This window comes from Streptomyces sp. NPDC046335 (genome assembly GCF_055587985.1).
Genome location: NZ_JBVJFF010000025.1, coordinates 13779 through 38910, shown reverse-complemented (window position 1 = coordinate 38910; position 25132 = coordinate 13779). Strand labels below are relative to the sequence as shown.

Annotated in this window: 24 protein-coding genes and 3 pseudogenes; 14 read left to right on the top strand and 13 right to left on the bottom strand. The window is 67.8% G+C overall.

The annotated features are described in order from the left end of the window. Nucleotides 1–410: 410 nt before the first annotated feature. Nucleotides 411–575, top strand: a complete 165-nt coding sequence (locus ACZ6JY_RS39290; protein ID WP_469204175.1) for a hypothetical protein — start codon at nucleotides 411–413, stop codon at nucleotides 573–575. Between the two features lie 485 nt (nucleotides 576–1060). On the opposite strand, the gene ACZ6JY_RS39285 is transcribed toward ACZ6JY_RS39290, so the two are convergent. Continuing rightward, complete coding sequence (locus ACZ6JY_RS39285) at nucleotides 1061–2203, bottom strand: pentapeptide repeat-containing protein (RefSeq protein WP_469204173.1); 1143 nt, start codon at nucleotides 2201–2203, stop codon at nucleotides 1061–1063. Between the two features lie 266 nt (nucleotides 2204–2469). On the opposite strand from ACZ6JY_RS39285, the gene ACZ6JY_RS39280 reads away from it, so the two are divergent. From ACZ6JY_RS39280 to ACZ6JY_RS39270, 3 genes are all read left to right on the top strand, one after another. Continuing rightward, nucleotides 2470–3393 (top strand): ATP-dependent DNA ligase, encoded by a 924-nt coding sequence (locus tag ACZ6JY_RS39280; RefSeq protein WP_469204171.1) that lies wholly within the window; start codon nucleotides 2470–2472, stop codon nucleotides 3391–3393. Nucleotides 3394–4417: 1024 nt separating this feature from the next. Beyond that, entirely contained in the window at nucleotides 4418–5188 is a 771-nt protein-coding gene (locus ACZ6JY_RS39275) for a transposase (protein ID WP_469204169.1), read from the top strand. Nucleotides 5189–5278: 90 nt separating this feature from the next. Further along, a complete protein-coding gene (locus ACZ6JY_RS39270) occupies nucleotides 5279–5917 on the top strand; it encodes a hypothetical protein (RefSeq protein ID WP_469204167.1) in 639 nt (212 codons plus the stop codon). A 227-nt stretch (nucleotides 5918–6144) separates the two neighbouring features. Here ACZ6JY_RS39270 and ACZ6JY_RS39265 read toward each other — a convergent pair whose 3' ends face one another. From ACZ6JY_RS39265 to ACZ6JY_RS39250, 4 genes are all read right to left on the bottom strand, one after another. Further along, nucleotides 6145–6462, bottom strand: coding sequence for a Shedu anti-phage system protein SduA domain-containing protein (locus ACZ6JY_RS39265; protein ID WP_469204165.1), 318 nt, complete (start codon nucleotides 6460–6462; stop codon nucleotides 6145–6147). A 103-nt stretch (nucleotides 6463–6565) separates the two neighbouring features. Then, on the bottom strand, nucleotides 6566–6766 hold the full coding sequence (locus ACZ6JY_RS39260; protein ID WP_469204163.1) for a hypothetical protein: 201 nt from the start codon (nucleotides 6764–6766) through the stop codon (nucleotides 6566–6568). A gap of 674 nt (nucleotides 6767–7440) precedes the next feature. Then, on the bottom strand, nucleotides 7441–8100 hold the full coding sequence (locus tag ACZ6JY_RS39255) for a response regulator (RefSeq protein ID WP_469204161.1): 660 nt from the start codon (nucleotides 8098–8100) through the stop codon (nucleotides 7441–7443). 2 nt (nucleotides 8101–8102) lie between these two features. Continuing rightward, complete coding sequence (locus ACZ6JY_RS39250; RefSeq protein ID WP_469204159.1) at nucleotides 8103–9056, bottom strand: HAMP domain-containing sensor histidine kinase; 954 nt, start codon at nucleotides 9054–9056, stop codon at nucleotides 8103–8105. 378 nt (nucleotides 9057–9434) lie between these two features. Between ACZ6JY_RS39250 and ACZ6JY_RS39245 the strand changes: the two genes are divergently transcribed. From ACZ6JY_RS39245 to ACZ6JY_RS39215, 7 genes are all read left to right on the top strand, one after another. Next, a complete protein-coding gene (locus tag ACZ6JY_RS39245; protein WP_469204157.1) occupies nucleotides 9435–10733 on the top strand; it encodes an ArsB/NhaD family transporter in 1299 nt (432 codons plus the stop codon). Nucleotides 10734–10837: 104 nt separating this feature from the next. Beyond that, nucleotides 10838–11125, top strand: a complete 288-nt coding sequence (locus ACZ6JY_RS39240; RefSeq protein ID WP_469204155.1) for a DUF3040 domain-containing protein — start codon at nucleotides 10838–10840, stop codon at nucleotides 11123–11125. A 42-nt stretch (nucleotides 11126–11167) separates the two neighbouring features. After that, nucleotides 11168–12691, top strand: a complete 1524-nt coding sequence (locus ACZ6JY_RS39235) for a potassium/proton antiporter (RefSeq protein WP_469204153.1) — start codon at nucleotides 11168–11170, stop codon at nucleotides 12689–12691. Nucleotides 12692–12927: 236 nt separating this feature from the next. Continuing rightward, a complete protein-coding gene (locus ACZ6JY_RS39230; protein WP_469204151.1) occupies nucleotides 12928–13083 on the top strand; it encodes a hypothetical protein in 156 nt (51 codons plus the stop codon). A 215-nt stretch (nucleotides 13084–13298) separates the two neighbouring features. After that, nucleotides 13299–13784, top strand: coding sequence for a cation:proton antiporter regulatory subunit (locus tag ACZ6JY_RS39225; protein WP_469204149.1), 486 nt, complete (start codon nucleotides 13299–13301; stop codon nucleotides 13782–13784). 6 nt (nucleotides 13785–13790) lie between these two features. Then, a complete protein-coding gene (locus ACZ6JY_RS39220; protein ID WP_469204147.1) occupies nucleotides 13791–15008 on the top strand; it encodes a cation:proton antiporter in 1218 nt (405 codons plus the stop codon). 106 nt (nucleotides 15009–15114) lie between these two features. Next, nucleotides 15115–16170 (top strand): PucR family transcriptional regulator, encoded by a 1056-nt coding sequence (locus tag ACZ6JY_RS39215; RefSeq protein WP_469204145.1) that lies wholly within the window; start codon nucleotides 15115–15117, stop codon nucleotides 16168–16170. 23 nt (nucleotides 16171–16193) lie between these two features. Here ACZ6JY_RS39215 and ACZ6JY_RS39210 read toward each other — a convergent pair. Together ACZ6JY_RS39210 and ACZ6JY_RS39205 are read right to left on the bottom strand one after the other, a co-directional pair. Then, a pseudogene (locus ACZ6JY_RS39210) lies at nucleotides 16194–16672 on the bottom strand (cation:proton antiporter domain-containing protein); the annotation flags it as partial. An 85-nt stretch (nucleotides 16673–16757) separates the two neighbouring features. Beyond that, a complete protein-coding gene (locus ACZ6JY_RS39205; RefSeq protein ID WP_469204143.1) occupies nucleotides 16758–17282 on the bottom strand; it encodes a GNAT family N-acetyltransferase in 525 nt (174 codons plus the stop codon). Between the two features lie 252 nt (nucleotides 17283–17534). Between ACZ6JY_RS39205 and ACZ6JY_RS39200 the strand changes: the two are divergent. Further along, nucleotides 17535–18474, top strand: a pseudogene (locus tag ACZ6JY_RS39200) (IS5 family transposase). Nucleotides 18475–18478: 4 nt separating this feature from the next. Here ACZ6JY_RS39200 and ACZ6JY_RS39195 read toward each other — a convergent pair. From ACZ6JY_RS39195 to ACZ6JY_RS39170, 6 genes and pseudogenes are all read right to left on the bottom strand, one after another. Continuing rightward, a pseudogene (locus ACZ6JY_RS39195) lies at nucleotides 18479–18610 on the bottom strand (cation:proton antiporter); the annotation flags it as partial. A 4-nt stretch (nucleotides 18611–18614) separates the two neighbouring features. Beyond that, entirely contained in the window at nucleotides 18615–19100 is a 486-nt protein-coding gene (locus ACZ6JY_RS39190; protein ID WP_469204141.1) for a cation:proton antiporter regulatory subunit, read from the bottom strand. 173 nt (nucleotides 19101–19273) lie between these two features. Further along, nucleotides 19274–19396 (bottom strand): hypothetical protein, encoded by a 123-nt coding sequence (locus ACZ6JY_RS39185; protein WP_469204139.1) that lies wholly within the window; start codon nucleotides 19394–19396, stop codon nucleotides 19274–19276. A gap of 291 nt (nucleotides 19397–19687) precedes the next feature. Beyond that, nucleotides 19688–19867 carry a hypothetical protein gene (locus ACZ6JY_RS39180; RefSeq protein ID WP_469204137.1) on the bottom strand — a complete coding sequence of 60 codons (180 nt, stop codon included), beginning with the start codon at nucleotides 19865–19867 and terminating at the stop codon, nucleotides 19688–19690. 256 nt (nucleotides 19868–20123) lie between these two features. After that, nucleotides 20124–20375, bottom strand: a complete 252-nt coding sequence (locus ACZ6JY_RS39175) for a transporter associated domain-containing protein (RefSeq protein ID WP_469204135.1) — start codon at nucleotides 20373–20375, stop codon at nucleotides 20124–20126. A 194-nt stretch (nucleotides 20376–20569) separates the two neighbouring features. Further along, entirely contained in the window at nucleotides 20570–21712 is a 1143-nt protein-coding gene (locus ACZ6JY_RS39170) for a hypothetical protein (protein ID WP_469204133.1), read from the bottom strand. 165 nt (nucleotides 21713–21877) lie between these two features. Between ACZ6JY_RS39170 and ACZ6JY_RS39165 the strand changes: the two genes are divergently transcribed. After that, nucleotides 21878–22510 (top strand): hypothetical protein, encoded by a 633-nt coding sequence (locus ACZ6JY_RS39165; RefSeq protein WP_469204209.1) that lies wholly within the window; start codon nucleotides 21878–21880, stop codon nucleotides 22508–22510. 341 nt (nucleotides 22511–22851) lie between these two features. Then, the gene (locus tag ACZ6JY_RS39160) at nucleotides 22852–24804 is read left to right on the top strand and encodes an NAD-binding protein (RefSeq protein ID WP_469204131.1); all 1953 of its coding nucleotides are present in this window, start codon (nucleotides 22852–22854) and stop codon (nucleotides 24802–24804) included. The last annotated feature ends 328 nt before the right edge of the window (nucleotides 24805–25132 follow it).

Sequence of the window (25132 nt, the reverse complement as noted above, 5' to 3'; positions counted from 1 at the left end):
CGTCGCCGCCCCCGCCCTCGCCGCCCGCTCCTTCATGACGACTTCACAATGACGTTGGCTGTCGAGCCTGGCCGTTAAATTTGTGTCCGCAGAATGGGTTGGGTGGCGACTGGCCTCGTGCCTGATGACTTGCGGGAGCGTGTGGCTCCGTTGCTGCCAGCTCGTCCGCCGCAGCGGTCGAGATACGCGCCGACCCCCACCTGGGCCTAGAAGTGGCTCGACCAGTTGCACTCTCAGCTGGTCCGGTTGCTCCTCGCCGTCGCCCACAGCGGGGAATTGCACAGGGTTGGAATACTGCCTCTTCACCAGTCATCACCCGTCTCATGTCCGGCTGTCGGGCCATCGTCTGCTCGCCCGGCCTCACTGACCTCAGCAACCGCCGACTGATGGACAGGACCGAATGGGACCGCGTGAACGCCAAGGTCGCCCAAGGGTGGGAGCGCCTGGGCTTTCGCCCCTACCAGGACAACGTCTATCTCCTGTCTCCCGCCTCGCAGGATCTTGAGGAGCAGCGCGGCGTCCTCCGCCAGCACTTTGCCGATCTTGGCGCGTCCTGGCGACCCGAGGCTTCCTGACCAGCTTCTTGCGTTCCTGACAGCGGAGGTTCGGCAGCTCACTTCCGTCGCCCTGCAAGATGCCGAAGGCCGAAGCGCACGACTTCGCGCCTTCCGGGTGCCGAACAGCGGACCCATCGCCGTTTGCACCCGTTGGGCGCGTTTCGGCGGCGAGGTTGCCCGGCACAGGGGTACCGCAACAGGCGAAGGCGCTGGTGCTGGATGAGGGTGGTGGAGTGTTGACGCCTCCCATTGAGCCGATGCTGGCTCGCTCCAGCGAGGTCCTGCCCTTGGCGGAGCGCGTTCCGGATGCGATCTGGCAGCAGAAGGTCGACGGTTCTCCAGACACTTGGCTGTGTCTCATACGGTGCGACGGGGGTGCGAAAGGGGGAGGCGTAAAGCAGGGGGACCGGATTGGACTTGCGCGCCCACCTGCCTTGTACGCGAGCTTGGGTCATCGAACTGCCCAGAGTGGGCGTAGACGACCGATTACGCCTCCCTCTTGTCTACGGATCCGCGATCAACCAGTCGCTGGGCAGACGAAGCTCGGGTGGCACCGGGCTGCCAACTGCGGCGAGGAGGCCCACCGGAGCGGATCCTCTCGCTGAGTCGAATTGCACGGTGCCGCCGGAGAACGTCGGGCTGTGGAAGTTCACCGCGCCGCCGGAGAACGTCGCGCTCCAGAAAAGCACCAGGCTGCCGGAAAATGTCGCGCTGAACCCTACCCAGCCGCCAGAGAACACCGCGTTGTGGAAGGACACATGGCCGCCTGAGAACACCGCCCCGCCGAAGGACACCTCGGCGCCAGAAAAGGTCGCCTCGCCGAAGTACATGCTGGAGCCGGAGAACGTCGCCTCGCTGAAGCACACGCTGGAGCTGGAGAATGTCGCCCCGCCGAATGACACCGAGCCGCTGGAGAACGTCGCCCCCCAGAAGTTCACATCGCTGCCTGAGAACACCGCGTTGTGGAAGGACACATCGCTGCCTGAGAACACCGCGTTGTGGAAGGACACACGGTCGCCTGAGAACACCGCGTTGACGAAGGACACATGGCCGCCTGAGAACACCGCCTCACGGAAGGACACCTCGGCGCCGGAGAACACCGCACCCTCGAAGCTCATGTTGCAGTCGATGGCAACGCCGGTGAGATCGAGGTTGCAGCTCTGCCAGGAACGATGCGTTCCCCGAGAGCGTCGGTAGTGGTCGCCGATGAGGCGCAGGATGGTGTGTCGGACCTTGCGGAAGGCCAGGTAGCGGTGGTGTTCCTCCTGGTGGGTCGGGTCTTCGCCGGGGTCGGGGGTGAACGGGAGCTGGAGGTAGGCGCACAGGACGTCAACGCACGTCTGGCGCAGACTGTCCTCAGGGGCGTCATCGGCGAGGCCCGCCAGGGCGTGGACGCCTCCGAGCCGGACTGCCGGAGAGTCCGAGCCGAGCTTGTCGACTGCCTGGGAGAAGCGTTCGGTGTGCAGTCGGACGGCTTCGCGGTGGGCACCCGCCTCGTCGACGCGCTGGCGGCGGTAGGCCACGACCAGGGCGACGAGCGCGCCGGCCCCGGCCACGACCCCGAAGGCGAGCTTCACCAGGTCGAAGAGCGTCTTCGCATCGAGCTTGGCCGTTCTGTCGATCTCCTTGAAGTCGAGCAGCACCACGAGGCCGTAGAAGATGCTGCCCGCGACCAGGACCGCGGCGGCGAAGACGAGGGTCAGTGCTCGGCCGACCTTCCACAGCCGTAACTCCCGATCGTTGGGTGCGGACTGCGGCCTTCGGTTGGCTGTCATGACGATGAAGACAGACCGCGGAGGCCCCCGGTTGCAACTGGTACCGCCCGGTGGACCAGGAGACCCTTCCGTCGATTCCGCCGCCCTTAATTCTACGGATCTCAACCACGGCCATGAGAGAGCCGATCACCCCGGCGATGTCTCATGAGACACAGCGAAGTTTGGAGAACGACGGCTATCGGGTGATCGCCTACCTCCGCTCGGGCCGCCTGTATCTCCAGTCCAGGCGCGGCGCCGACCTCACGCCCGCGTTCCCTGACCTGGTTACCGCTGCCGCCGGGGTGGAGGAGGACCTGGTCGTTGACGGCGAGCTGGTGGTGTTCAAGGGCGGGCGGCTGGACTTTGCCGCGTTGCAGCAGCGCGCCCGACTCACCGGAGCGCGGGCAGCGGCGGCAGGCCGTACGGCACCGGCTCACGTAGTGGCGTTCGACCTGCTGGAACGCGCGGGAGAAGTACTCCTCACCCGCCCGTGCCGGGAACGTCTGGAGGTCTTGGATTCCCTGTTCGCCACGGGGGTGCTTACCGCGCCGTGGGCGCTGGTGGCCTCCGCAACGGACCGGGCCGTGGCCCAGGAGTGGCTGGCCCCGGAATGGGGCCGGGCGGGCATCGAGGGCGTGGTGCTCCGCTCCGGACGCCGCCCCTATCGGCCCGGCGAGCGGGAGCTGGTCAAGGTCCGCGCGTACGACACCGCGGAAGCCGTCATCGCCGGCGCCACCGGACCGCTGGACGCCCCTGTCACACTGCTGCTGGGCCGCTACGACCACGCGGGCCGGCTGCGTCTGGCCGCCCGCACCACCCCTCTGCCAGCGGCTGCGCGGCGCGAGGTGGCTCTCCGTCTGGCACCCGGCGGCCCGGACCACCCTTGGCACGGACAACACTTCAGCGCGAGCTGGGGTTCGCGCGAGGACCTCGTCTTCACGCCTGTACGGCCGGACACGGTGGCGGAGTTCCGTGCCGACACCGCGGTCGATGGCGGCAGGCACCGCCACCTCGTGCGCTTCCTCCGCATTCGCGACGAGATGCATCCAGTGCACGTGCCGACGTTCGGCGAGGGGTACTGACCGCCAGACTGAAGTCGCTGGGGCGTCTCAATGTGCCCGGCTCGGTGGCGAACGGCGTTATTCCACTTGTGAAGATTTCCGGCTTGGGGGATGGCCGCGGTTCTCCGTTGCGCGCTGTACGCGCGTTGTGGCGCACTGGGTGCGCAATTCAAAGGCCCTTCTGGCTGAATATGGGGGAGGGGTGAGATTATGGACCTCTCGGGAAGTCGGGCCTCCGGCGCGATCGCAAGGCATATCGTCGTCTCTGCGATGCTGGCCCGTCCGGCGCGTGCAACCCAAGGCCCAGCAAATGAGTTCGTGGTCATGCCACTTTCACTGGTGCATTGGAGGCGCATATGAACGGCGGGGAGTCTCGCGACAAGACGAAGTGACCAGCAACGGTCTGGATCACCTTCCTGTCAGCGCTGGCGGGTCGAGCTGTTGCCGACTGGTTTAGCGACTGGAGGAGGCGCCATGGCCTATAGCCGGTCCCTCGTCACCCTTCGCTGACCGCATCCGCGGCCAGTTGGCCGGGTCTCGCGAACCCGTCCTTGCGGGGTCGCGCCTGGCCGGGCGTGACCCCGCTTTTCCGCGGGCGGCAAACTATGAACCCGACGCCGCCCGTTCAACGCCCACACATGCGTCAAGTTAATTGGGTCGCCACCCCAAGCACTGTAGCGCGCTCCCTGCATGCGCGGGGGTGGTCCGCGCTTCTTGCCGCTACTCCCGAACCGAGGGAGGTCGTGGCTTGTGTTCCCCGCGCGTGCCGGGATGGGCCGTGCCCCTCGCTCAGGGCCTGAACGCGCAGTCGTCAATCTGCGTGAGCTATGGCGGTGACCCGGGCCGATGGATGCACGCCACAGCCGGCCGAGACGGGCAGCAACGGCTCGCCGAGGGGATCAGATACGCCTTTGGCCGGGCAGAGTGTCCGGCTTGCGCCAGTGTGTTCAACATTGCGGAAGCGCACACGACCGCGAATCTTCCTCCAGCCCTTGAAACGTACTGAACAGGGAGTGGCGCCTCGGCCACTTGCGATGATCTTGAAATGGCTGGCGTCATCACGGCTTCGGACCCCGCGTGGATACCCCCGTTCAGCGGGCTGAGTCCGAGGCAATTCGGCAAGCTGATCACCGCGCTCCGGCGCGAGGGCGCCGACCCGGTTCGCAGGGGCCGGCCGTGGAGCCTGCCGCTGGAGGACCGGGTGCTGCTGGTGGCCGCCTACTGGCGCACCAACCTCACCCTGCGCCAACTGGCACCGCTGTTCGGGGTGTCCAAGTCCGCGGCCGACCGCATCATCAACCACCTCGGACCAGCGCTCGCACCCCAGCAGCGCAAACGGTTCCGCACGGACACCGTCCTGATCGTGGACGGCACCCTGGTCCCCACCCGCGACCACAGCATCGCCGAGCAGTCCAAGAACTACCGGTACTCCACCAACCACCAGGTCGTCATCGACGCCGACACTCGGCTCGTCGTCGCCGTCGGCCGACCACTGCCCGGCAACCGCAATGACTGCAAGGCATGGGAGCTGTCCGGCGCCAAGGCCGCCGTCGGTCGCGCCACGGTGATCGCCGACGGCGGCTACAGGGGCACCGGCCTGGTCATCCCGCACCGCCGCGCACCCGGCCAGGCCGGCCTTCCAGCCTGGAAAGAGGAGCACAACCGTTCACACCGCAGGGTCCGCGCACGCATCGAGCACGCCTTCGCCCGCATGAAGACTTGGAAGATCCTCCGCGACTGCCGCCTCAAAGGTGACGGCGTCCACCACGCCATGCTCGGCATCGCCCGCCTCCACAACCTCACCCTCGCTGGGTGACCGGGGAACGACGCTGGTCACCCAGCATGCCGCAGATCATTTACGGGACAACGCTTAGCCAAGGACGACGCCAAGACCGATCCCTACCAGGTGTCGCACAACGCCTGCGTCGCCGTCGACCACCTGCACTGCTACCGCTTCTCACTCATGGGCGGGCAGCAGGGAACGAACCGTTCGCTCATCCTGCACACGCACGCGCAGTACTCGCTCCTGCGGGGGGCATTCGAGAACAGCGCCCGAGCGGTGTGGTTGCTCGCGCCCGCCAACCGCCTCGTACGTGTCCAGCGCCGCCTCTCCCTCCAGGCTGGCGAGTACCGCCACTCCGACCACATGCTGGAGTTGCTGAAGCAGCAGCCGCAGCGCCCGTCGGAGGAGCGCAGGCAGCAGTTGACCGACCTGGTGATGGCCGCCAGCGCCGACCCCGGCGACGCCAAGAAGGCGCTGCGGTCCCCGGCTTACAAGGACATCGTCCGCGAAGCCGGGGCGCAGACCACGATGGGGGCCGATCAGGCCGAGATCGTGTGGAGCAGCTGCAGTTCACTGGCGCACGGCGACGTCTACGGCACCCTGAGCATCCTCGAGCGCGACGTCATCGACACCCAGGGGCGCGTCAACCTCGCCCAGGTCACAAGCTCCCCCCAGGTCTTGTGGTGGGCGACGGACCGAGCGGTCGCGATGATGCAGCGCGGCTTCGACCTCTTCAAAGAGAGGGCCACCTGCCACCGCTGAGCCCGGCGCTTCCGCCCCCATCGATGAAGGCGTCGGCCTGTTCACTCGGTGAACGCTCACGGCTCGTTCCGTACGGCCCTCATGTTCCATCACGGAAGGGCCTTGTTGTTCCGAAACGGAACGAGCTTTGGCAACGGACCCTGGACTCGCCGCTCACGCACCAGGCTGTAACCAATGCCGGAAGCCAGACGTGAACAGGCCCCCGCTTTGGTGCGGACAGGTGTGTATCAGCGGTCCTCCACGATGAAGCAGGCCCGTTGGTAGAGCTCGTCGAACGTGATGACTTCGACGCCATGGACGGATCGCCTGCACTGCTCGAAGGAGGCGACCTTCTCCCGGTTCGCCGCGCCGTCCTCGGTGAACTCGCTGAGGCTTCCGATCACCAACACCTGTCGGGGGCGGCCGGTTGAGACTTCGAGGCCGGTCGGGCCGCCGTCATCCCGGTGGTGTCTGTGCAGTTCACCGCTGACCAGCTGTTGGGCCTTGTAGGCGGTCTTCTGCACCTGCGCCACGGCGCCAACCACGTCCTTGGAGACCTGGTACACGTCTGGGAGCCGGTACGGCGCGCCAGCCAGCAGTCACGTCATGTGGGTCTTGATCTCGCAGAACAGCAGGCTGCTGATGAAGCCGTTGGAGCGCATGACGGCGTCACTGCGTTTTCCTGCCCCCCGTGAAGATGTTGGCGCCCGTCGTGATGCGCTCCAGCTTGCCGTCGCCGAAGGGGCCACAAGCGATGAGGGTGAGGCCGTACCCGAAGATCCACGGATTCTCTTCGCAGAAGCTCTGCCAGACGGCTTCCGTCCCAGCCACTCGGCCGCGCTCTCGCTCGAAGAACTCGGGGTCGTTCAACAGCTGCCTGAACCGTTGCCGGTCCAGAACACCCCCTGTCGAAAGAACATTTGACATCCAATGACGACATCAGCTTGGTTCCGTCAAAGCCTGAACGGAGCAGGGTCCCTCTGACTGCTCGTACTGCCCTTCCAAGCGTGGTGTCGTAGGGGCTAACGTCTCATGATCCCTGCGGCATGCCGACGGCATGAGGTATGCGCAAGGCGGCGGAATGACCGACGAACGACGGGCCTTCCGCGAGAAGTTGCGGCTGGAGCGGCCAAACGGTGCACGCTGGGCGACGAGAAAACAGTCATCGTGTCCTCCAGGATCAGAATGCCGCTGGGTCGTTCATGGTCCGGGGAATCCGGCTCATGGCATGTCCAGTTCATTCCTACGAGCCGTGATCCGCTCCAGCTCCTGCATTTCCACGCCCTCCCCACGCTCTCCCGGCGCACCGGCCCGGCCACGGATCGTATGAGCGGCACGGCAGTCGACGCAGCTGAACCCGGCAGCGGCCCCGGCCGCCAGGTCAGACGATCTTCACCATGGACCCCCGCCCACGACCAGCACGAGCATCCCAACGCCGCGCACCCCAGACCCGTGACCAGCAACTTCATGATGCACAGTGCTCACTCGGGACAGTGCGCAATCCAACGAACTTCGGGGTCCCTCAGCGCCAGAGCACCCGGGCCTTACGGTTCGATCAGGCCGGCTCGGATGGCGTAGCGGGTGAGTTCCAGCCGGTCTCGTAGGCCGAGCTTTTGGAGCAGGTTGGCGCGGTGGCGTTCGACGGTCTTGGCGCTGATGACGAGGAGGTCGGCGATCTCCTTTGATGTGTGGCCTTCGGCGACGAGTTTGAGGATTTCCTCTTCGCGGTCGGTGATGGCCTTGGCGGGAAGGCTGTCGCCGTCTCGGGCACGATCGAGGTAGTTGCGGATCAGTGCGGCAACAGCGCCGGGGTAGATGAAGGGTTCGTCGCGCATGGCGGCGCGGCAGGCTTCGACGAGGTCGCGGTCGGCGACGGATTTGAGGACGTATCCGGCGGCGCCGGCTCTGAGTGCTTCGAAGAAGTACTGCTCGTTGTCGTACATGGTCAGGATGAGGATGCGCAGTCCGGGCTGTAGCCGGGAGAGTTCGCGTGCTGCCTGCAGGCCGGTCAGGCGGGGCATGGCGATGTCGAGGATGGCCAGGTCGGGCTGTTCGGCGCGGGCCTTGTCGATGGCTTCGGCTCCGTCGCCTGCCTCGGCGACGACGGTCAGGTCCGGTTCGTTGTCGAGGATGAGCCGGACGCCGCGGCGGACCAGGGCGTGGTCGTCGGCGAGCAGGATGCGGGTCTTCGTCGGCTCTGGCATGGTCACTCACTCCCGTTGCGGACGGGCACGGCGAGGCGTACTTCGGTTCCGCCTCCGGGGCCGGGGCCGAGGGTGAATTCGGCGCCGATGAGCAGGGCGCGTTCGCGCATCCCCCGGATGCCGGCGCCCTCGGCGGCTGCTCGGAGCCCTCGGCCGTCGTCACGGATGCGCAGCTCCACTCCGGTGGGGGTCCGGCGGAGCGTGAGCGCGAGGTGTTCGGCGTGGGCGTGGCGGACGGTGTTGGTGAGGCTTTCCTGGGCGACGCGGTAGACGACCAGTTCGGCTTCCTCGCCCAGGGTGGGCAGGTCGGTCTCCAGCCGTCGCCGGGCGGTGAGACCCGAGTGGGCGGGAATTTCGTTGGTCAGGGACTTGAGGGCGCTGACGAGACCGAGCTCTTCCAGGACGCCCGGCCGGAGTCTGCGGGCGATGCGGCGGATTTCGTCGAGGCTGTCGCGGGTGGTCTCTTGGACCTGGTGCAGTTCGGTCCGTAGGGGCGCGGGTGCCTGGTCTGCTACGCGTTTGAGCTCGAGCAGGACGGCGGTGAGGCTCTGTCCGATCTCGTCGTGAAGCTCCTGGGAGATGCGTCGGCGTTCGGCTTCCTGGGCGGACAGGGCGCGGGCGGTGCTGGTGGCGCGTTCGGCTTCCAGACGGTCGAGCATGGTGTTGAACGCCTCGATCAGATCGGCGATCTCACCGTGTCCGGCGACTGCGGGGCGAGGGCCGGGGCGCAGCAGGTCGATGGTGGTCATGGCCCGGGCGAGCCGGGCCAGTGGAGCCAGGCCGATCCGGAGCAGGGCCGCGTTGGCGACAAGCAGGGTGGCGAGCCCGGCGGTCAGGATCATGGCCTCGGTGAGCAGTACCGGGGTGGAGACGGTGACGGGGCCGAGTAGGAGCAGAGCTGTGGCCGCGGTCAGTACTGCGGCGTTGATCAGGAAGATCCGCCAGAACAGAGACACAGCTGTACGGCCTCCTCGGTAGAGATTTCCCACTATGGCCCGTCCAGTCCGGTCGGTGGGTGCGTTGGCACCCCATTTCCTGGCTGTCACTGATGTGCCGCACAGCCAGCGTGGCGGTGCGTCCGATATTCCGTCCATCCGGGCCAGCACCCATTTCTCATCCTCGTGCAGCGGCTCCACGTACAGGTTCGCCACCCCTGGATATGGGTGTCGGTGCGGATGGTGGCGCCCCTGCACGCCGGGTGATCGTTGAGGCCAGGCCCCGCTCCTGGCGTCTGCGGCGCCGGTCGATGCAAGGACGCCCGCAGGAGGGGAGGAGAGCGGGGCGCGGGAAGCAGCGGGCGGCTGCCCTGAGCAACGCCCAGAGGAGAAGCCCTCGTGGATCTCACTGCGTGGCTGGCCGTGACGGTGTTCGCCACCGTCTACATCCTGATCGCGACAGAGTGGGTGCACCGCGTCGCGGCGGCGCTCGGCGGCGCGGTGGTGATGCTGGTGATCGGAGCGACTGACGCCGAGCACGCGTTCTACTCCGGAGAGGCCGGAATCGACTGGAACGTGATCTTCCTGCTGCTCGGCATGATGCTGATCGTTTCGGTCCTCAAACGGACCGGGGTCTTCGAGTTCATCGCGATTTGGGCGGCGAAGCGGGCCCGGGGCAGACCATATCGGCTGATGGTGCTGCTGACGGTGGCGACCGCGTTCCTGTCCGCCTGGCTCGACAACGTCACCACCGTCCTGCTGATCGCGCCGGTGACAATCCTGGTGTGCACTCGGCTCGGGCTGCCGGTCGTCCCGTTCCTCATTGCCGAGGTCATGGCCTGCAACATAGGCGGTGCGGCCACCCTGATCGGCGATCCGCCCAACATCATGATCGGCTCGCGCGCCGGTCTGTCGTTCAACGATTTCCTGATCCATATGGCGCCCATCGTCGTGGTGCTGATGGTCGTCTTCGTACTGATGAGTCGGGTGCTGTTCCGCAAGGCGTTCCGCTACGACCCCAAGCGGGTCGAGGAGGTCATGGAGCTGCGCGAGCGGGATGCGATCAAGGACGTCCGGCTGCTCGTCGTCAGCGGTGTGGTGGTCGTGATCGTGATGGCGGGCTTCGTGCTGCACACCACCCTCCATCTGGAGCCCTCGGTGGTGGCCATCAGCGGCGGGCTGGTGCTCCTCGCCGTCTCCCGGCTGCGCCCTGCCGACGTCGTCAAGGACGTGGAGTGGCAGACATTGGCGTTCTTCACCGGGCTGTTCGTGATGGTCGGCGCGATGGTGCAGACCGGCGTGATCGGAGACCTCGGCGAAGCTGCTGCCCGAGCCACCGAGGGCGAACTGCTCGGCACCTCCATGGCCCTGGTCTTCGGATCGGTCGTCCCCTCGGCCGTCATCGACAATATTCCGTTCGTGGCCTCCGTCAGCCCGATCGTCTCCGAGATTGTCGCGTCGGCAGGCGGGACCGAAGAAGCCGGAATGCTGTGGTGGTCCTTCGCTCTGGGCGCGGACCTGGGCGGCAACGCCACGATCATCGCCTCCTCGGCCAATGTCGTCGTCGTCGGCATTGCCGAACGCAGCGGTCACCACATCTCGTTCTGGCAGTTCAGCCGCTACGGCCTGATCGTCACCGCAGTCACCGTCACCGTGTCGGCCCTGTATGTGTGGCTTCGCTATTTCGCCCTGGCCTAATCGAGGTGACCCACCGAGGAGGAGACACCCGTGACCCCCCGACCCCGTCGCCATACCCGCCTGCCAACCCAGTGCCACGGCACCGGTCCCGGGAAGGAGGAGCCATGGCCCGCTTCGACGACGACCATTTGCGCGAGATCGAAGCCCAGCTGCATCGAGAGGACCCTCAATTCGCCAACGCTCTCGGATCCGGCCACCCGTGCCGTCCGCGCGAGTACCGGCACGGTCGGACCTGGCTGGTCCTGGCCATCGCCCTCGCCTGCCTGGGCGTCGGCATCGTCATCGGCCACGGGCTGCTCATCGCCACAGGGCTGGTCCTGGCAGGTATCGGCGGTCACCTCTTCGACTCCCAGCGCGCACGGCCCCGAGGACACGGTCCCCCTGCGCGATAACGCCTGCCATGGAGCCATCGCCATCAGTACGGAGACGCCCAGATGACCTTGCAGCAGCTGTATATGGTGCTGCTCATCGGCGGCACTGTACTGCTGGCCAGCATCGCCGCGGCCCGTACCGCCAACCGACTCGGCCTGCCCAGCCTGCTGCTCTTCCTGGCCGTGGGCGTCATCGTCGGGGAGGACGTCCTCGGCCTGGAATTCGACGACGCCCAGCTGGCCCAGTCCCTGGGCACCGCGGGCCTGGCCATCATCCTCGTCGAAGGCGGACTGACCACCCAGTGGTCGGATGTCCGGCGTCTGCTGGCGCCCGCCGGCGTGCTCGCCACCGCAGGTGTGGCGATCTCGGTCGCCGTCACCGCTGCCGGAGCCCACCTGCTGCTCGGCATGGACTGGCACCTGGCACTGTTGCTCGGGGCGATCGTCTCCTCCACTGACGCCGCAGCCGTCTTCGCCGTCCTACGAGCCCTGCCGCTCCCCCAGAAGGTCACCGGCCTGCTGGAAGCGGAATCCGGCTTCAACGACGCCCCCACCATCATCCTGGTCCTGGTCTTCTCCACCGCCGCAGCCGACCTGCCCGACCCGGCGCACATCGCGGGCAACGTCCTCTACCAGCTGGCCGTCGGCGCTGCCCTCGGCCTGCTCATCGGGCGCATCGGCGTCGCCGCCCTACGGCACATCGCCCTGCCCGCCACCGGCCTGTACCCCCTGGCCACCGTGGCCTTCGGCATCATCGCCTTCGCCGCCGGCGGAGCCGCGAACGCCAGCGGCATCATCGCCGCCTACCTGTCCGGCCTCGTCCTCGGAAACTCCAAGCTGCCGCACCGCGCCGCCACCCGCTCCTTCGCCGAAGGCACCGGCTGGCTCGCCCAGATCGGCCTCTTCGTCATGCTCGGCCTGCTCGTCACCCCCCGCGAACTGCCCTCCGCGGTCCTCCCGGCCATCGGCGTGGGCCTGGTCCTGTTGCTGATCGCCCGCCCCGTCTCGGTCCTGGCCTGCCTGCTGCCGTTCCGCACCCCTTGGCGCGAACAGGCGTTCATCTCCTGGGCCGGACTGCGCGGCGCCGTGCCGATCGTGCTCGCCACCTTCCCCATCGTCGCCGGGGTGAACGGCGCCCGCGACCTGCTGAACATCGTGTTTGTCCTGGTCGTCATCTTCACTCTCATCCAAGGCCCGAGCCTGCCCGCCGCCGCCCGATGGCTCGGCCTGACCAGACCCGGCGCACTGCGCGACGTACAGGTGGAGACCGCCCCTCTCGACGTTCTGGACGCCGACCTGCTCACCGTCGCCGTCCCCCCGGGCTCCCGGCTCCACGGCGTTGCCATCTTCGAACTGCGGTTGCCCTCACCGGTCGTCGTTACCCTGATCATCCGAGACAGCACCAGCATCGTTCCCCACCACGACACCGTGCTCCGCGCGGGCGACGAACTCCTGCTGATCACCACGCCGGAAACCCGGGACGCCGCCGAACGGCGGCTGCGTGCGATCGGCAGACGCGGCAAACTCGCCCGCTGGCTCGGTGAACAAGGAGACGTCGAGCCCGTGGACCGAACCGGCACCCCGTGACAGCCGACCGGCTGCCCCGAAGCGGCCAGCGGGCGCGGCAGCCGGCACGAGCTGGCCCTGCCGTCGAGTAGCATTTCGCCGACGAATTGAGCGCTGCATCCATATTTGTTAGGTTTGCTCCTTTTTTCCTGCGCTAGAATCCTTTACTAGGCCATTACGCTCCATTGAGCGGGCGGGCGCTCATTTTGTGGGCTGCCTGTGGGTAGCCGTAGGTATCGGTGGAATGGGGGCATGACATGGGTCGACGTATCCACGCCCTGAACCTGCCGATCGTCAACCCGGCCTTCCGCTGCCCCGCATCACGCACCCCCAGGGCAGTGCGCGTCGACAACGCCGCTCGCGACAGCGTGCCTGATTCCGGCAGCACCGGCTCCTGCGACCAGCGCCACTGACATCTCCGGTAAACCGGACCCCTTTACCGCCAGACCCCGTCCCGACATCCTGCGTGCCCAGGGGCGGCACACGGAGGCCAGTGGGCTGGGCCGGTCTCGGTTGAGCGATGCAGATTTCCTGTCGGGCTGACGCTGCCCCACGCACCGCCACGGCCCGGATCGAGCCACTGACCCTGTCACCCGCACGTCCGTAACGCGCCCTTCTGGAGCACGCCATGGAACACACAGCTCACGTCAGCAAAACCGCCCTGCCCGGGGTCGGCACTCGCTACGACCTTCAGACCGATGCCGGCCCGCATCTTTCGGTCGTCGTGCACCAGGACGGGCGGCGCATCTTGGCCTTCCACGACCCCGAGGACGACGACAGCTGCAAGGATGCAGCCCCCCTCGCGCCCCACGAGGCAACGGCGCTGGCCAAGCTGCTCACCCCTGACCCGGTCGCCCACCTGCACCAGCACATCGAGATCGACCTGGTCACCGAGCACATCCCCGTCACCAAGCGGTCGCCGTACGCGGGTCGCACACTCGGCGCCACCCAGGCGCGGTCCCGCACCGGGGCGTCCATCGTCGCTGTCCTGCGCCGCACTGCCGCCGTCCCGTCGCCCACCCCCGATTTCCGCTTCGCCATCGGCGACACCCTCGTCGTCGTCGGAACCCGAGAAGGCGTGGACGCCGTCGCCGAACTCATCACCGGAGGATAAAAGCCCGTGCATAACACCACTGCCATGCTCATCGAGCTCGGGGCCGTCATCCTCGCCCTGGGGCTCCTCGGACGCCTCGCAGGACGTGTGGGCTTCTCCCCTATACCCCTATACCTGCTCGCCGGACTCGCCTTCGGCCACGGCGGCTTCCTTCCGCTCGATGCCAGCGAGGAATTCACCGCGACCGGTGCCGAGATCGGCGTCATCCTCCTGTTGCTGCTGCTCGGCCTGGAGTACAGCGCCTCCGAACTCGTCACCAACCTCAAGACCCAATACCCCTCCGGCGCCGTCGACTTCGTCCTCAATGCCGTGCCGGGCGCGGCCGCCGCACTCATCCTGGGCTGGGGACCGGTCGCTGCTGTCGCCCTGGCCGGCGTCACCTGGATCTCCTCCTCTGGCGTCATCGCCAAGGTCCTCGGCGACCTCGGCCGCCTCGGCAACCGCGAAACCCCCGTCGTCCTGGGCGTGCTGGTCATCGAAGACCTGGCCATGGCCGTCTACCTGCCCATCCTCACGGCCTTGCTCGCAGGGGTGAGTCTGGCCGGCGGCACAGTCACCCTGCTGATCTCGCTCGGCACCGTCGGCGCCGTCCTCTACCTCGCCCTGCGCCACGGCCGCCTGATCAGCCGCGCGGTCTCCTCCGACAACGCCGAAATGCTCCTTCTGGTCGTCCTCGGCCTCACCCTCCTGGTCGCCGGTATCGCCCAGGAACTCCAGGTCTCCGCCGCCGTCGGTGCCTTCCTCGTCGGCATCGCCCTGTCCGGTGAGGTCGCCGAGGGTGCCAGCACCCTGCTCACCCCGCTGCGTGACCTGTTCGCCGCCGTCTTCTTCGTCTTCTTCGGCCTGAGCACCGACCCTGCGGACATCCCGCCCGTCCTTGTCCCCGCGCTGATCCTCGCCGTCATCACCACGTTCACGAAGATCGCCACCGGCTGGTACGCGGCACGCCGAGCCGGCGTCGGAAGCGCGGGGCGCTGGCGGGCCGGTGGCACCCTCGTGGCGCGCGGCGAGTTCTCCATCGTCATCGCCGGCCTCGCCGTCGGCGTCGAGCTGCGCATCGGACCGCTGGCCACCGCCTACGTCCTGATCCTCGTCATCATCGGCCCGCTCACCGCCCGCTGGACCGAACCCCTCGCCCGCCGCATCACCCGCCGCTCAACGCCCCCGGCCCTCGATACACCCGTGGTCGCCGAGCCTGCCGAGACCGTGCAGGCGAACCGCTGAGCACGCAGGAACAAGGCGTCCGTGCGTAATGCCAGGCGGGGCTCGGCCTGCCGTGCGGCTCTGCGCGGACACGCGCCCGGCCCTTTCCGAACCGAAGGGAAGAAATATGACTGTTCAGGCCGCACCGGAAGCGTTCCTCAACGGGTTCGTGCGGATCCTGACGGACGCCGCCACCACGAGCCGCCGCCTGACCCGCGACGAGATCCGCTCCCGCCGCGCCCTCGGTGCACAGGCCGCCGAGGCCGGACACGGCTGGCGCACCCTGGTACACGCTCATCTCGAAGCCGGCCGCGACAACTGGCCACAAGCGGCAGCCCCGGAGAGCGCCCTCACCGTCCTCGCACAGGCCATGGATGCCTTCGCCGACGGTTACGAGCGCGCGCAGAAACTCGTCGTCCGCAAGGAGGAAGCGGCCCGCCGGGAGTTCATCGACGACCTGCTCCACGGGAGCGGCGACCATGGGCATCTCGCCGCGTGCTCGGAACGGTTCGGACTGCGTCTGTCCCGGGCCCACGCGGTCGCCGTGGCCGAGGGGCCAGAGAAGTACGACGAGACCGACCCCGTGCCCCGGCAAGTGGAGAGCGAAGTGTTCACACGCTTCGAGAACCGCCGCATCCTGTTCACCACGAAGGACGGCCGGATGGTGTGCATCGCCCCCAGTGACCAGGACGACGTCCTCACCCACTTCGCCAAGCACGCCTACGCCGCCACCGGCCGAGCCCAGGTCGCCATCGGCCGGCCCAGGCCGGGCGCGGTCGGCATCGGACACAGCTACGAAGAGGCCCTCAACGCCTTGGACGTGGCCCAGCGCATGGGCTTCGACGAGCCGCTGCTCCGCGCGGCCGACCTGCTGGTCTTCCCCGTCCTTGCCCGTGATCGGCAGGCGCTGGTGGACCTGGTGCGCAACACTCTGGGGCCGCTGCAACAGGCACGCGGCGGAGCCCAGCCCCTGCTCGACACCCTCACCGCATACTTCGACACCGGCTGCGTAGCAGCCGCGGCGGCCCGGCGACTGTCGCTCAGCGTGCGCGCGCTCACCTACCGGCTGGACCGCACCCGCACGCTGACCGGCATCGACCCCACCGACCCCACCGACCGCTACACCCTGCAGACCGCGGTCATCGGCGCCCGCCTGCTCGACTGGCCGGTCAGACCCCTGTGACCCGCGCCGGCACAACCGGGCCCTACCAGGGCGAGTCCGGCGGCGCCGAGCGCGACGGCGAGCGTGACGCTGCCCGCCGCCAGACCGGCACCGGCCAGCAGCGCGGTGATGATCGGCAGGTAGACGGCCATGGACAGGTCTTCGAGGACCAAGATGCTCAGGATCACCGCGGTCTCGCGGTTGCCGAGCCGGCCCAGGTCGCCGAGGACCTTCGCGATCACACCCGAAGAGGAGATCCAGGTCACCCCGGCCAGGACCACGCGGCCACCGGGCCCCAGCCGAGCAGCAGCGCCATCGCAGCCCCAGGCAGCGCGTTCAGTGCGGCGTCCACGAGGCCCGCCGGATACTGGGTCTTGAGGCTGGAGACCAGGTCGCTGGCCGTGTACTCCAGGCCCAGCATGAGCAGCAGCAAGATCACGCCGATCTCGGCGCCGATCGCGACAAACTCCTCGCTGGTGCCCAGCGGCAGCAGCCCGCCCTCGCCAAAGGCGAACCCGGCTAGGTTCTGTCTCTCCGATCACACTGGTTGTCTCGTGGCTCCGCCACCACGATGGGCCCTGGAGGCATCGCCTCCAGGGCCCTGGGGATCATCGTCGTGAGCGGTCTGGCCTCGTGATCCTGAACCGGGCCGTGTTCCCCGCGTTCTCTTCGGTGGCCCACCGATGGAAGCCGGCCTTCTCCAGCACGCGGACCGAGGACGGGTTGGACAGTTCCACATCGGCGGACACGGTGTGAACCACAGGTGCAGTGAGGGCGAACTCTGCCAGGGCCTGGGTGGCCTCGGGGGCATAGCCCCGGCCGCGGCGGGAGGCCACGATGCCATATCCGATTTCCAGGACGCCTTCGCTGGGCGGCCAGAACAGGCCGATCGAGCCCACCACCAAACCACTCTCGCGCTCGATGATCAGACGGTGGCCGTATGCGTCGAGCCATGCGGGGTGCTGCTCGAAGAGGCCCGCGATCACACGGTCACCTTCGGCTGGAAAGTCGCCCGCCCAGTGCGTGGGCCTGGCGTCGTCGAGGACCGCGGTGGCCTCGTTCGTGGTCCAGGGCCGCAGGATCAGGCGCTTGGTGATCACGTCGGTGTGGGCGGGTGAAGAAGAGGAAGACACGTGTCTCTCCTGGTCGTTGGAACGACCCGGGCCGCGCTCTGCTATTGCGCGGGCCGGACGAGGGCATGCTGAAGACGGCCGACGGCAGCCATATTCATCAACCTCCCTGTCCCGCTGATCACGCGTCTCTCGCGCCAGCGTGACCGTAACAACTGCTCCGCAGCCTGGGCAACTCATTTCCGGGCCGCTGACCGGGGACTTTCGCTCACGGAAGGGCGTACCTCTTCGATCGGTCAGATCGTTGTTCTGGTCATGCTCAGCAGGGGGAACCTCACGGACGACGAGTGGGCGGTGCTGGAGCCGCTGCTGCCCAAGAGCAACAGCCGGTGCGGCCGATGGCGGGACCACCGCCAGGTGATCAACGGAATCATCCACCGGCTCAGTACCGGCTGTCAGTGGCGCGAACTGCCCGCACGCTTCGGCCCTTGGCAGACGGTTCACAAACGCCACATGCTGTGGTCGGCGGACGGCACCTGGGAGAGGCTGCTCCAGCACGTCCAGGCCGTCGCTGACGCCGAGGGCGGCATCGACTGGGACATCAACATCGACTCCACCTCGATCCGCGCCCACCAGCACGCCGCCGGAGCCCCGAAGGGCCCACCGCCAGCACCGCCCGGTGTGCCCCAAAGGGGGCCGCACAGAGACCAGTTCACGTGCGCGCGCACGTGCGCTTGTGCCCGTTCCCGGCGGAGGAGGTGCAGCGGGCGAAGCCCTTGGCCGCTCCCGTGGCGGGCTGACCTGCAAGCTTCACCTGAGCGCGGACGGTAAGTGCCGCCCGCTTTCCCTGATCGTCACGCCTGGCCAGCGGGCGGACTGCACCCAGTTTGAGGCGGTCATGGACAAGATCCGCGTCCCCCGGCTCGGCACGGGCAGGCCGAGGCGCCGACCGGACAGCGTCGGCGCCGACAAGGCATACAGCAACGGGGTAATCCGCTCCTATCTACGGCGACGAGGCATCCGACACGTCATCCCGGAGAAGAGCGACACCAAATCAGCCCGCCTGCGGAGGGGTTCACGCGGCGGCCGTCCAGCCGACTTCGACAGGATCCGGTACAAAGCCAGGAACACCGTCGAGCGGGCGATCAACAAAATCAAGCAGTTCCGAGCCGTCGCTACCCGTTACGACAAGCGCGGATACGTATTCCTTGGCACCGTTACCGCCGCCGCACTCCTCATCTGGCTCCGCTCATGATCGGAGAGACGGACCCTAGCAGGTACAGCGGAATCGGGGAGAATTGGAAGCGCCCGGCGAACCGGCCCAACAGCCCCAGGCCCAGGCCCAGGATGATCGCCCCGAACTCGATCAGGAAGATGGCCGAGGAGTGCACCGTGTCACTCCCTTCCGAGTATCGCCGCCGCCGCCTCGACGCCCTCGCGGGTGCCGATCATGATGAGGGTGTCGCCGCCGGCCAGCCGGAAGTTTGGCGTCGGCGAGGGAAACGCCTCGGCGCGCCGCAGCACCGCCACGATCGACACGCCGGTCTCGGTGCGCATCCGGGTCTCGCCCAGCAGCCGTCCGTTCCAGTACGAGACAGACGGCAGCTCGATCCGCTCGGCCACCAGCCCCAGTTCAGTGGTGGACAGCAGGTTCGGGCTGTGGTGCTCCGGCATCATCGCGTCGATCAGTGCGTCCGACTCGCCCGCGGTGAGCCGTACGGACAGCGCGCACGCGTCCGGGTCGTCCTTCCGGTACGTGCTTAGAGTCCGTGTTCCGTCGCGATGTGCGACCACCGACAGGCGGCGCTGTTCCCGTGTGGTCAGGTCGTAGCGGACCCCGATCCCGGGCAACGGCGTACTGCTCAGGCGTGGCGTGCCCACGACTGCCCCCTGTCTGCTTTGGGTGCTTCTTCGCACAGCTGTTGATGACACCCTAGCGAGCGTCCGGAATCGGCCAACGGGGGCGCCGTCGAGGGCCGAATGGCCGGACGCAGCGCTAACGCCCCGCGCTATGAACCGAGTTCACGAGAGGGCTACCTGCTGGTGCCGCTGCCTCAGCTGAAGGCGAGTGCGCGCAAGGCGTCGCGGACGTCGATCGAGGACTGCCGGTCACGGGTGTAGTAGAACCCGTTGGTCAGCAGTACCACCCATCGGCGCTGCCGGGGTGAGATCCACATGCCGGTGCGGTGAAGCCATGGCGGACCCAGATGTCGTCGGCGGGACTGGTTCCAGGGAAGGAGTGCCAGAAACAGGCCACGTACGGGGGTTCAGAGTGCCGGTCTGCCCGGTCAGTGATGCCGCCGCGGTCCAGGCAGGCCGAATCCCGCCTGTCCGGCAGTGGAGGCGCCGTCCAAAATGTAGCGCGAGAAGGCGGCGAGGCCCTCGAGGACGGTGAAGGCGCCGACCATGCCGCACACCCGCCCAGGAGCCGGGCTACCTTGTTGAACGTCTGTTGTCCGAGGTCGAGTTCACGGCCCGGGGGCTTCTTGGCGCGCGAGCGCCAGGTCGAGAAGACGGTCGGCGCGGTTGTCCTGGGTGAGACGCTCGCGGAAGTCGGACAGCACGCCGCACCTCCGCTCAAGGTACGGGTAGCAACCGTTGGCCGCGTCGCTCGACTTGAGCGAGTGCCGCGTGGCAAGGCGACTCACCCGGATCTTCCGCCGTACAGGCGTAAACGCTCCCGAGTGGAACTGGCCACCAGGATGATGACAGCCAGCTTTCCGTGATTGCCCGGCGCGGTGACCCCGTCGTCGGCGTACCAGGCAAGCAGGCCCGATCCGCGGGCAAGGACAGCTCATCAGTTGTAGCCGGGCTGGTCGAGAGCATGTGCTGGTAATGGCCACCCTGCCGCCCTCAGGTCTAGGCACCGTCCGATGGGGCCACGGGTCCGGTCGATCGGTCTCGTCATCGGTCCGTGCCGTCAGGATCGACCGGGGGTTCGTCTGCGATGGGGCTCTGGTCGGGGTGGCTTGGATGGCGGGTGGCTTGGCTGATGCGTACCTCGATGATGGCGTTGCGGTCGGCCACGGTGACTTCGAGGATGCTCTCGCCTGCCAGGATGCGGGTTCCCGGGGCGCTTGGGATGCGGCCCAGCTTGTGCAGGATGAGGCCGGCGACGGTGGTGCAATGTCCGTCGTCTGCGACAGAGGCCCTCACCAACGGCGCCGACCCCCTTCACCTCGCGCACGTCTTCTCCCTCGGCGCCAAAACCAGCCTCCGTTACACGTCCGCCGTCGCCAGCTCGGCCGCCGAACAGAATTTGCGCACCTCTTGAACCGCAGTTGCCGGCGTACATCTGTATGTGCTCAGGGAGGTGCTACGAAAGGACTCTGCCGCTGATCTTGTGACGGTCAGCCATCGAAGCGGGTCCAGTCGACAGGGAGGTCGGCCAGCGGGTCCAGGGCGCTTCGGTGGGTGGCGCCGACCCAGACATCGAATTCTACGCCGCCCTCGCTGCTGACACGCACGACGAGGCCGGGGGCCACGTAGAAGTGGGTGAGTGCCCAGGGCCAGAAGGGACGCAGGGGCACAAGGTGCAGTGCTTGGGTGAGTTGCTCGACCTGTGGTGCCCTGAGTTTGTTGGGCAGGGCCAGGTAGTCGGCGCCCATGGAAGCCTCGAAGAGGGAGAACTGGATCAGGAAGCCGCTGAGCGGTTCCTGTTCGGCGATCGGCTCCTCGTCGAATTCACGGAACCAGACAGTCGGATCGGCCTCAGGCCCGTCAAGCGTCCACAGGAGTGACCAGAAGAAGCCTCCTTGGTTCTCGACGCCGAAGACGAGCATCTCCCCGAGATGGTCGGTGTGCAGGTCTGGCTCGGGCAGGATGCTGTTCTGGGTTCCGAGGGCACCCGGACGCTGCTGTGCGAGCCGGTATAGCTGCCTCAGTCCACCAGGCAAGCGTGAGGGAGAGCAGGATGGTGATTCGGTGGCGCCTGCGGCGGGGTACCAGCCGGTGACGAACTGTTCCAGCGCTGCCGCACGGTCACCGTTCACATGCCTGAGCCACCCCAGGCCCGGCAAGTCCACGGGTGGAAGTGGTGGGCGCACTCGGTTGAGGAGTTCTCTGTTCAAGGGTGCTTCAAGGCGCAATTTACAGTTGGTGAGAACGCCGTCGGATGTGCCGGCCTGGCTCACCTGGGCGGTGCCCAGGTACAGGACCTCTTCTCCGAGGCGGACCGCGATGTGGATCGGCAACGAACTTTCGTCCACGCCCCAGGGCGACCCCATCAGCCGCTCTGTGACTGGTGCCGGTGCGGGCCCGATCAGACGGACCCCCTCAGCGCTCCACACACCGCTCCTGGCGGGTGCGTCACTCGCTTCCGTGATGATCACCATCCCCGCCGGGCCTATGACGACGCCGGCACCCCCCACCGTGAAGCGCCTGGCTGTCACCGAGCCGCCGACGAGCACGGGTACGCGCTCCCCATCGAACACCAGCGCCGGAATCACGGCGGGACCCTGATCAGTCATCCCCGCATCATCCTCGACCACCACCGGGCATCCCTAACGCCCGCCGACTGCGGCCGTCACAAGATCAGCGCCAGAGCCACGGAAGATGCCCAGCCTCCAGCCCTCTGCAGGCTTGTTGGTGCGTGAATGCTCGGCGTAATCGGGAGGCGATATGGGCCGGGGATGCGGAACACTTCCCAGGTGATCGTGATGCAGCCCGTCCTGGAGATCTATCCCCCTGATGACTTTGCCCTCTGGCCCGTCGCCGAAATCGAGTCGTTCAGCTACCTGTCACTCAGCGGTGAGCTCGCCCCCGCCGAGGTCGGCACAGCGGTGATGCGCATTGCCGGCTGCAACGACATCGACCCTGAACATGCCGACCGGCCGCCTCGGCCCACCGACCCGCTCGGATCGTTTCTGCACGGACTGCTGACCTTCGACAACCTCTTCGCGGCCGGTGGCATGCGGGTCACGGACAGCTCCACAGGCGTCACCTTCCTACCCGGCTGCTGCAATGGGCTGGAGGACTGGCGTGACTGGCGCGAGGTCGTCGACGGCAGCGGCCGAGCCTTCTTTGGCCACGACCCCGATCCATTCGCCGAGCGCCTCGCCGACACCGTCCGGCTGACCGTCGACGCCGAGCAGAGCGACAGCCCGGCGATCGAGCTGTCCGTCACCGAACTCCGCCACCTGCTCGACAACGCCGAGCATGACTTGACCGACTTCCTTGCATTGGCCACTGACTGGGTGTCTCGGTACCTACCCGACCACTTCACCCCCGTAACCGCTGCCCTCGCGCGCGTACTCGCCCTGCCCGCACCAGCCGTACCGCCAAAGCCGTAGGTCGACGGCCCCCACTCCGCCGATCAACTGATGGCCGGGTGACCCCGGCACAGTCGTCGTGTACGACGCAGTGAGCATGTTCGCATGTACCCAGCTGGGCTTCGACGAGCACTCCGACAGCAGGCCCATGCAAGCCAAGTTCCCAGAGCCATCCGTAGGTTCATCCGGAGCACCCTTCAGAATCCGTGAACTCACGGGGGATAGCAGATGACCGGGTAGATACCGCGCTGCCGGATGCTGACGGTCCGGCACGACACAATGCCAGCCGGACGACTCGTCTTCACGCACACGGATTGTCGCTACCAGGCGACCGGCATCCTGACCAGGAGGTCACGGGCGACATGGTCCTGTTCCCGCAGCCGACGCGCAGAGCCCCCCACCCGGGACACATGATCGTGTGCGGTGACGACGCACTCGCCGAGCGGCTGGCCGCCGAGCTCACGGCGGTGCACCGGAAGCCGGTCACGCTCGTCGTCCCGGCCTCGCAGCGGACCAGTCCTGACGGAGCGGCGCGTGCCGCGACGATGTTCGGCCGGGTACAGGCCGTCGTGAACCGTACGGCCGGCCCTGCCGCCGACGGGGCTTCGGACGCTCCGCAGGTGATTGAGGCGCCCGAACTCACCGTCGCCGTACTGGCCGAGGCGGGTATACGCCAGGCCGCCGCGCTGGCACTGGTCCATGACGACGACGAGACCAACATCCGCTCCGCGCTGGCCGCCCGCCGCCTCAACCCCCGGCTGCGGCTGGTCATCCGGCTCTACAACCGCAAGCTCGGACAGCACCTAGAGGAACTCCTCGACCAGGCCGCCGTCCTCGCCGTCCCCGGCCTCGACCCGGAAGCCCTGGACTCCTCCACCACCGTCCTGTCCGACGCGGACACCGCCGCCCCGGCGCTCGCGGCCACCGCGGTCGCGGGTACCAGCAAGGTCATCCAGGCCGACGGACTGCTGCTGCGCGCCGTCGAGCGCACTCCGCCCGCCCACGGCGAGACAGCCGATCCGGGCCTGTGCACCCTCGCGCTGCTGTCCTCGACCACTAACGACCCGGCGGGTGCGGAAGGATCAGATGCCAGCGGCCGCGAAGGGCCGCTGCTGCTGCCCGACGACGACACTGTGGCCGCGAGCACGGGCCACGGCACCGTGGTCCTGGAAACGGTCACGCACTCGGGCGCCGCTTCCGCACCGAGGAGACTGGCCGGGCGCGGGGCGCCGCTCGGGTCCCTGTTCTCACGCCGACTGTGCTGGTCCCTGGCCGGGCTCATGGCGTGCGTGCTGGCCCTGGCCGTCGCGACCTGGCTGACCAGCGAGCAGAAGCATCCACTGCACGCCGCCTACCTCACCCTGCTCGACCTCTTCGCGATCAACGATCCGGCGATCGGTGAGCCCACCATCCGCCAGGTGCTACAAATCCTCGCTGGGCTGGCCGGGCTGCTGTTCCTTCCCGTGCTGCTCGCCGCAGTCCTGGAGGCGCTCGGCACCTTCCGTACCGCCTCCGCGCTGCGCCGCCCGCCGCGCGGACTGTCCGGTCACGTCGTCCTCCTCGGCCTCGGAAAGATCGGCACCCGGGTACTCACCCGCCTAAACGAACTCGGCATCCCCGTGGTGTGCGTGGAGGAAGACCCCGAAGCACGCGGCATCCCGGCCGCCCGCCGCCTGCGGGTGCCCACCATCATCGGCGACGTCACGCAGGAAGGTGTCCTGGAGGCCGCTAAGGTCCACCGCGCGCACGCCCTGCTCGCCCTCACCAGCATCGACACCACGAACCTGGAAGCCGCCCTGTACGCGCGCTCCGTCAAGCCCGACCTGCGGGTGGCACTGCGACTGTACGACGACGAGTTCGCCGCCGCCGTCCACCGCACCCTGCGCGCCGCCCACCCCCGCGCACTCACCCGCAGCCGCAGCGTCTCTACCCTCGCCGCCCCGGCCTTCGCCGGAGCCATGATGGGCCGCCAGATCCTTGGGGCCATCCCGGTCGAACGCCGCATGCTGGTCTTTGCCGCTCTGGACGTCGCCGGGCACCCCGACCTCGAAGGGCGCACCATCGCCGAGTCGTTCCGGGCCGGCGCCTGGCGCGTCCTCGCCCTGGACACCACAGAACCGGACGACCGGATACCCGACCTCTCCGCCACCCCGCTGCGCTACGGCGTCGACCGCCCCGCTGGACTCATATGGGACCTCCATCCCGGCTACGTCCTGCGCCCCCAAGACCGCGTGGTTCTCGCCGCCACCCGTCAGGGCCTGGCCGAACTTCTCGGCCGACAGCCTCAACTCCGTGCCCGGTCGTCTGACGGGTAGGGCAGGTATCCATGACAGGCAAAGGCCGCCGGGCCGACGAGCCGTCCTTCGGCTTCCTCGTCCTGCCCCGCCCGCTGGGCCGTTGCGCGGAGCTCCGCCTGGATCGCGCACGCCAGTTGGCCTCTGCGGGACTACGCACGTGGTCACCGAAGCGTCAGCGGCATCACCCGTCCTTGTCAGATCGAGCGGCCGACCAGGCCCCGATCGCGTCGTCGGCCAACACGACCGCCGCCACCACACGCTTGCCCACGGGCTCACGGTGCACCTCAATGCGCGGGCAGACGGCTGATCCGGTAAAAGACGGTGCGCACACTCACCCCCCAGCCGT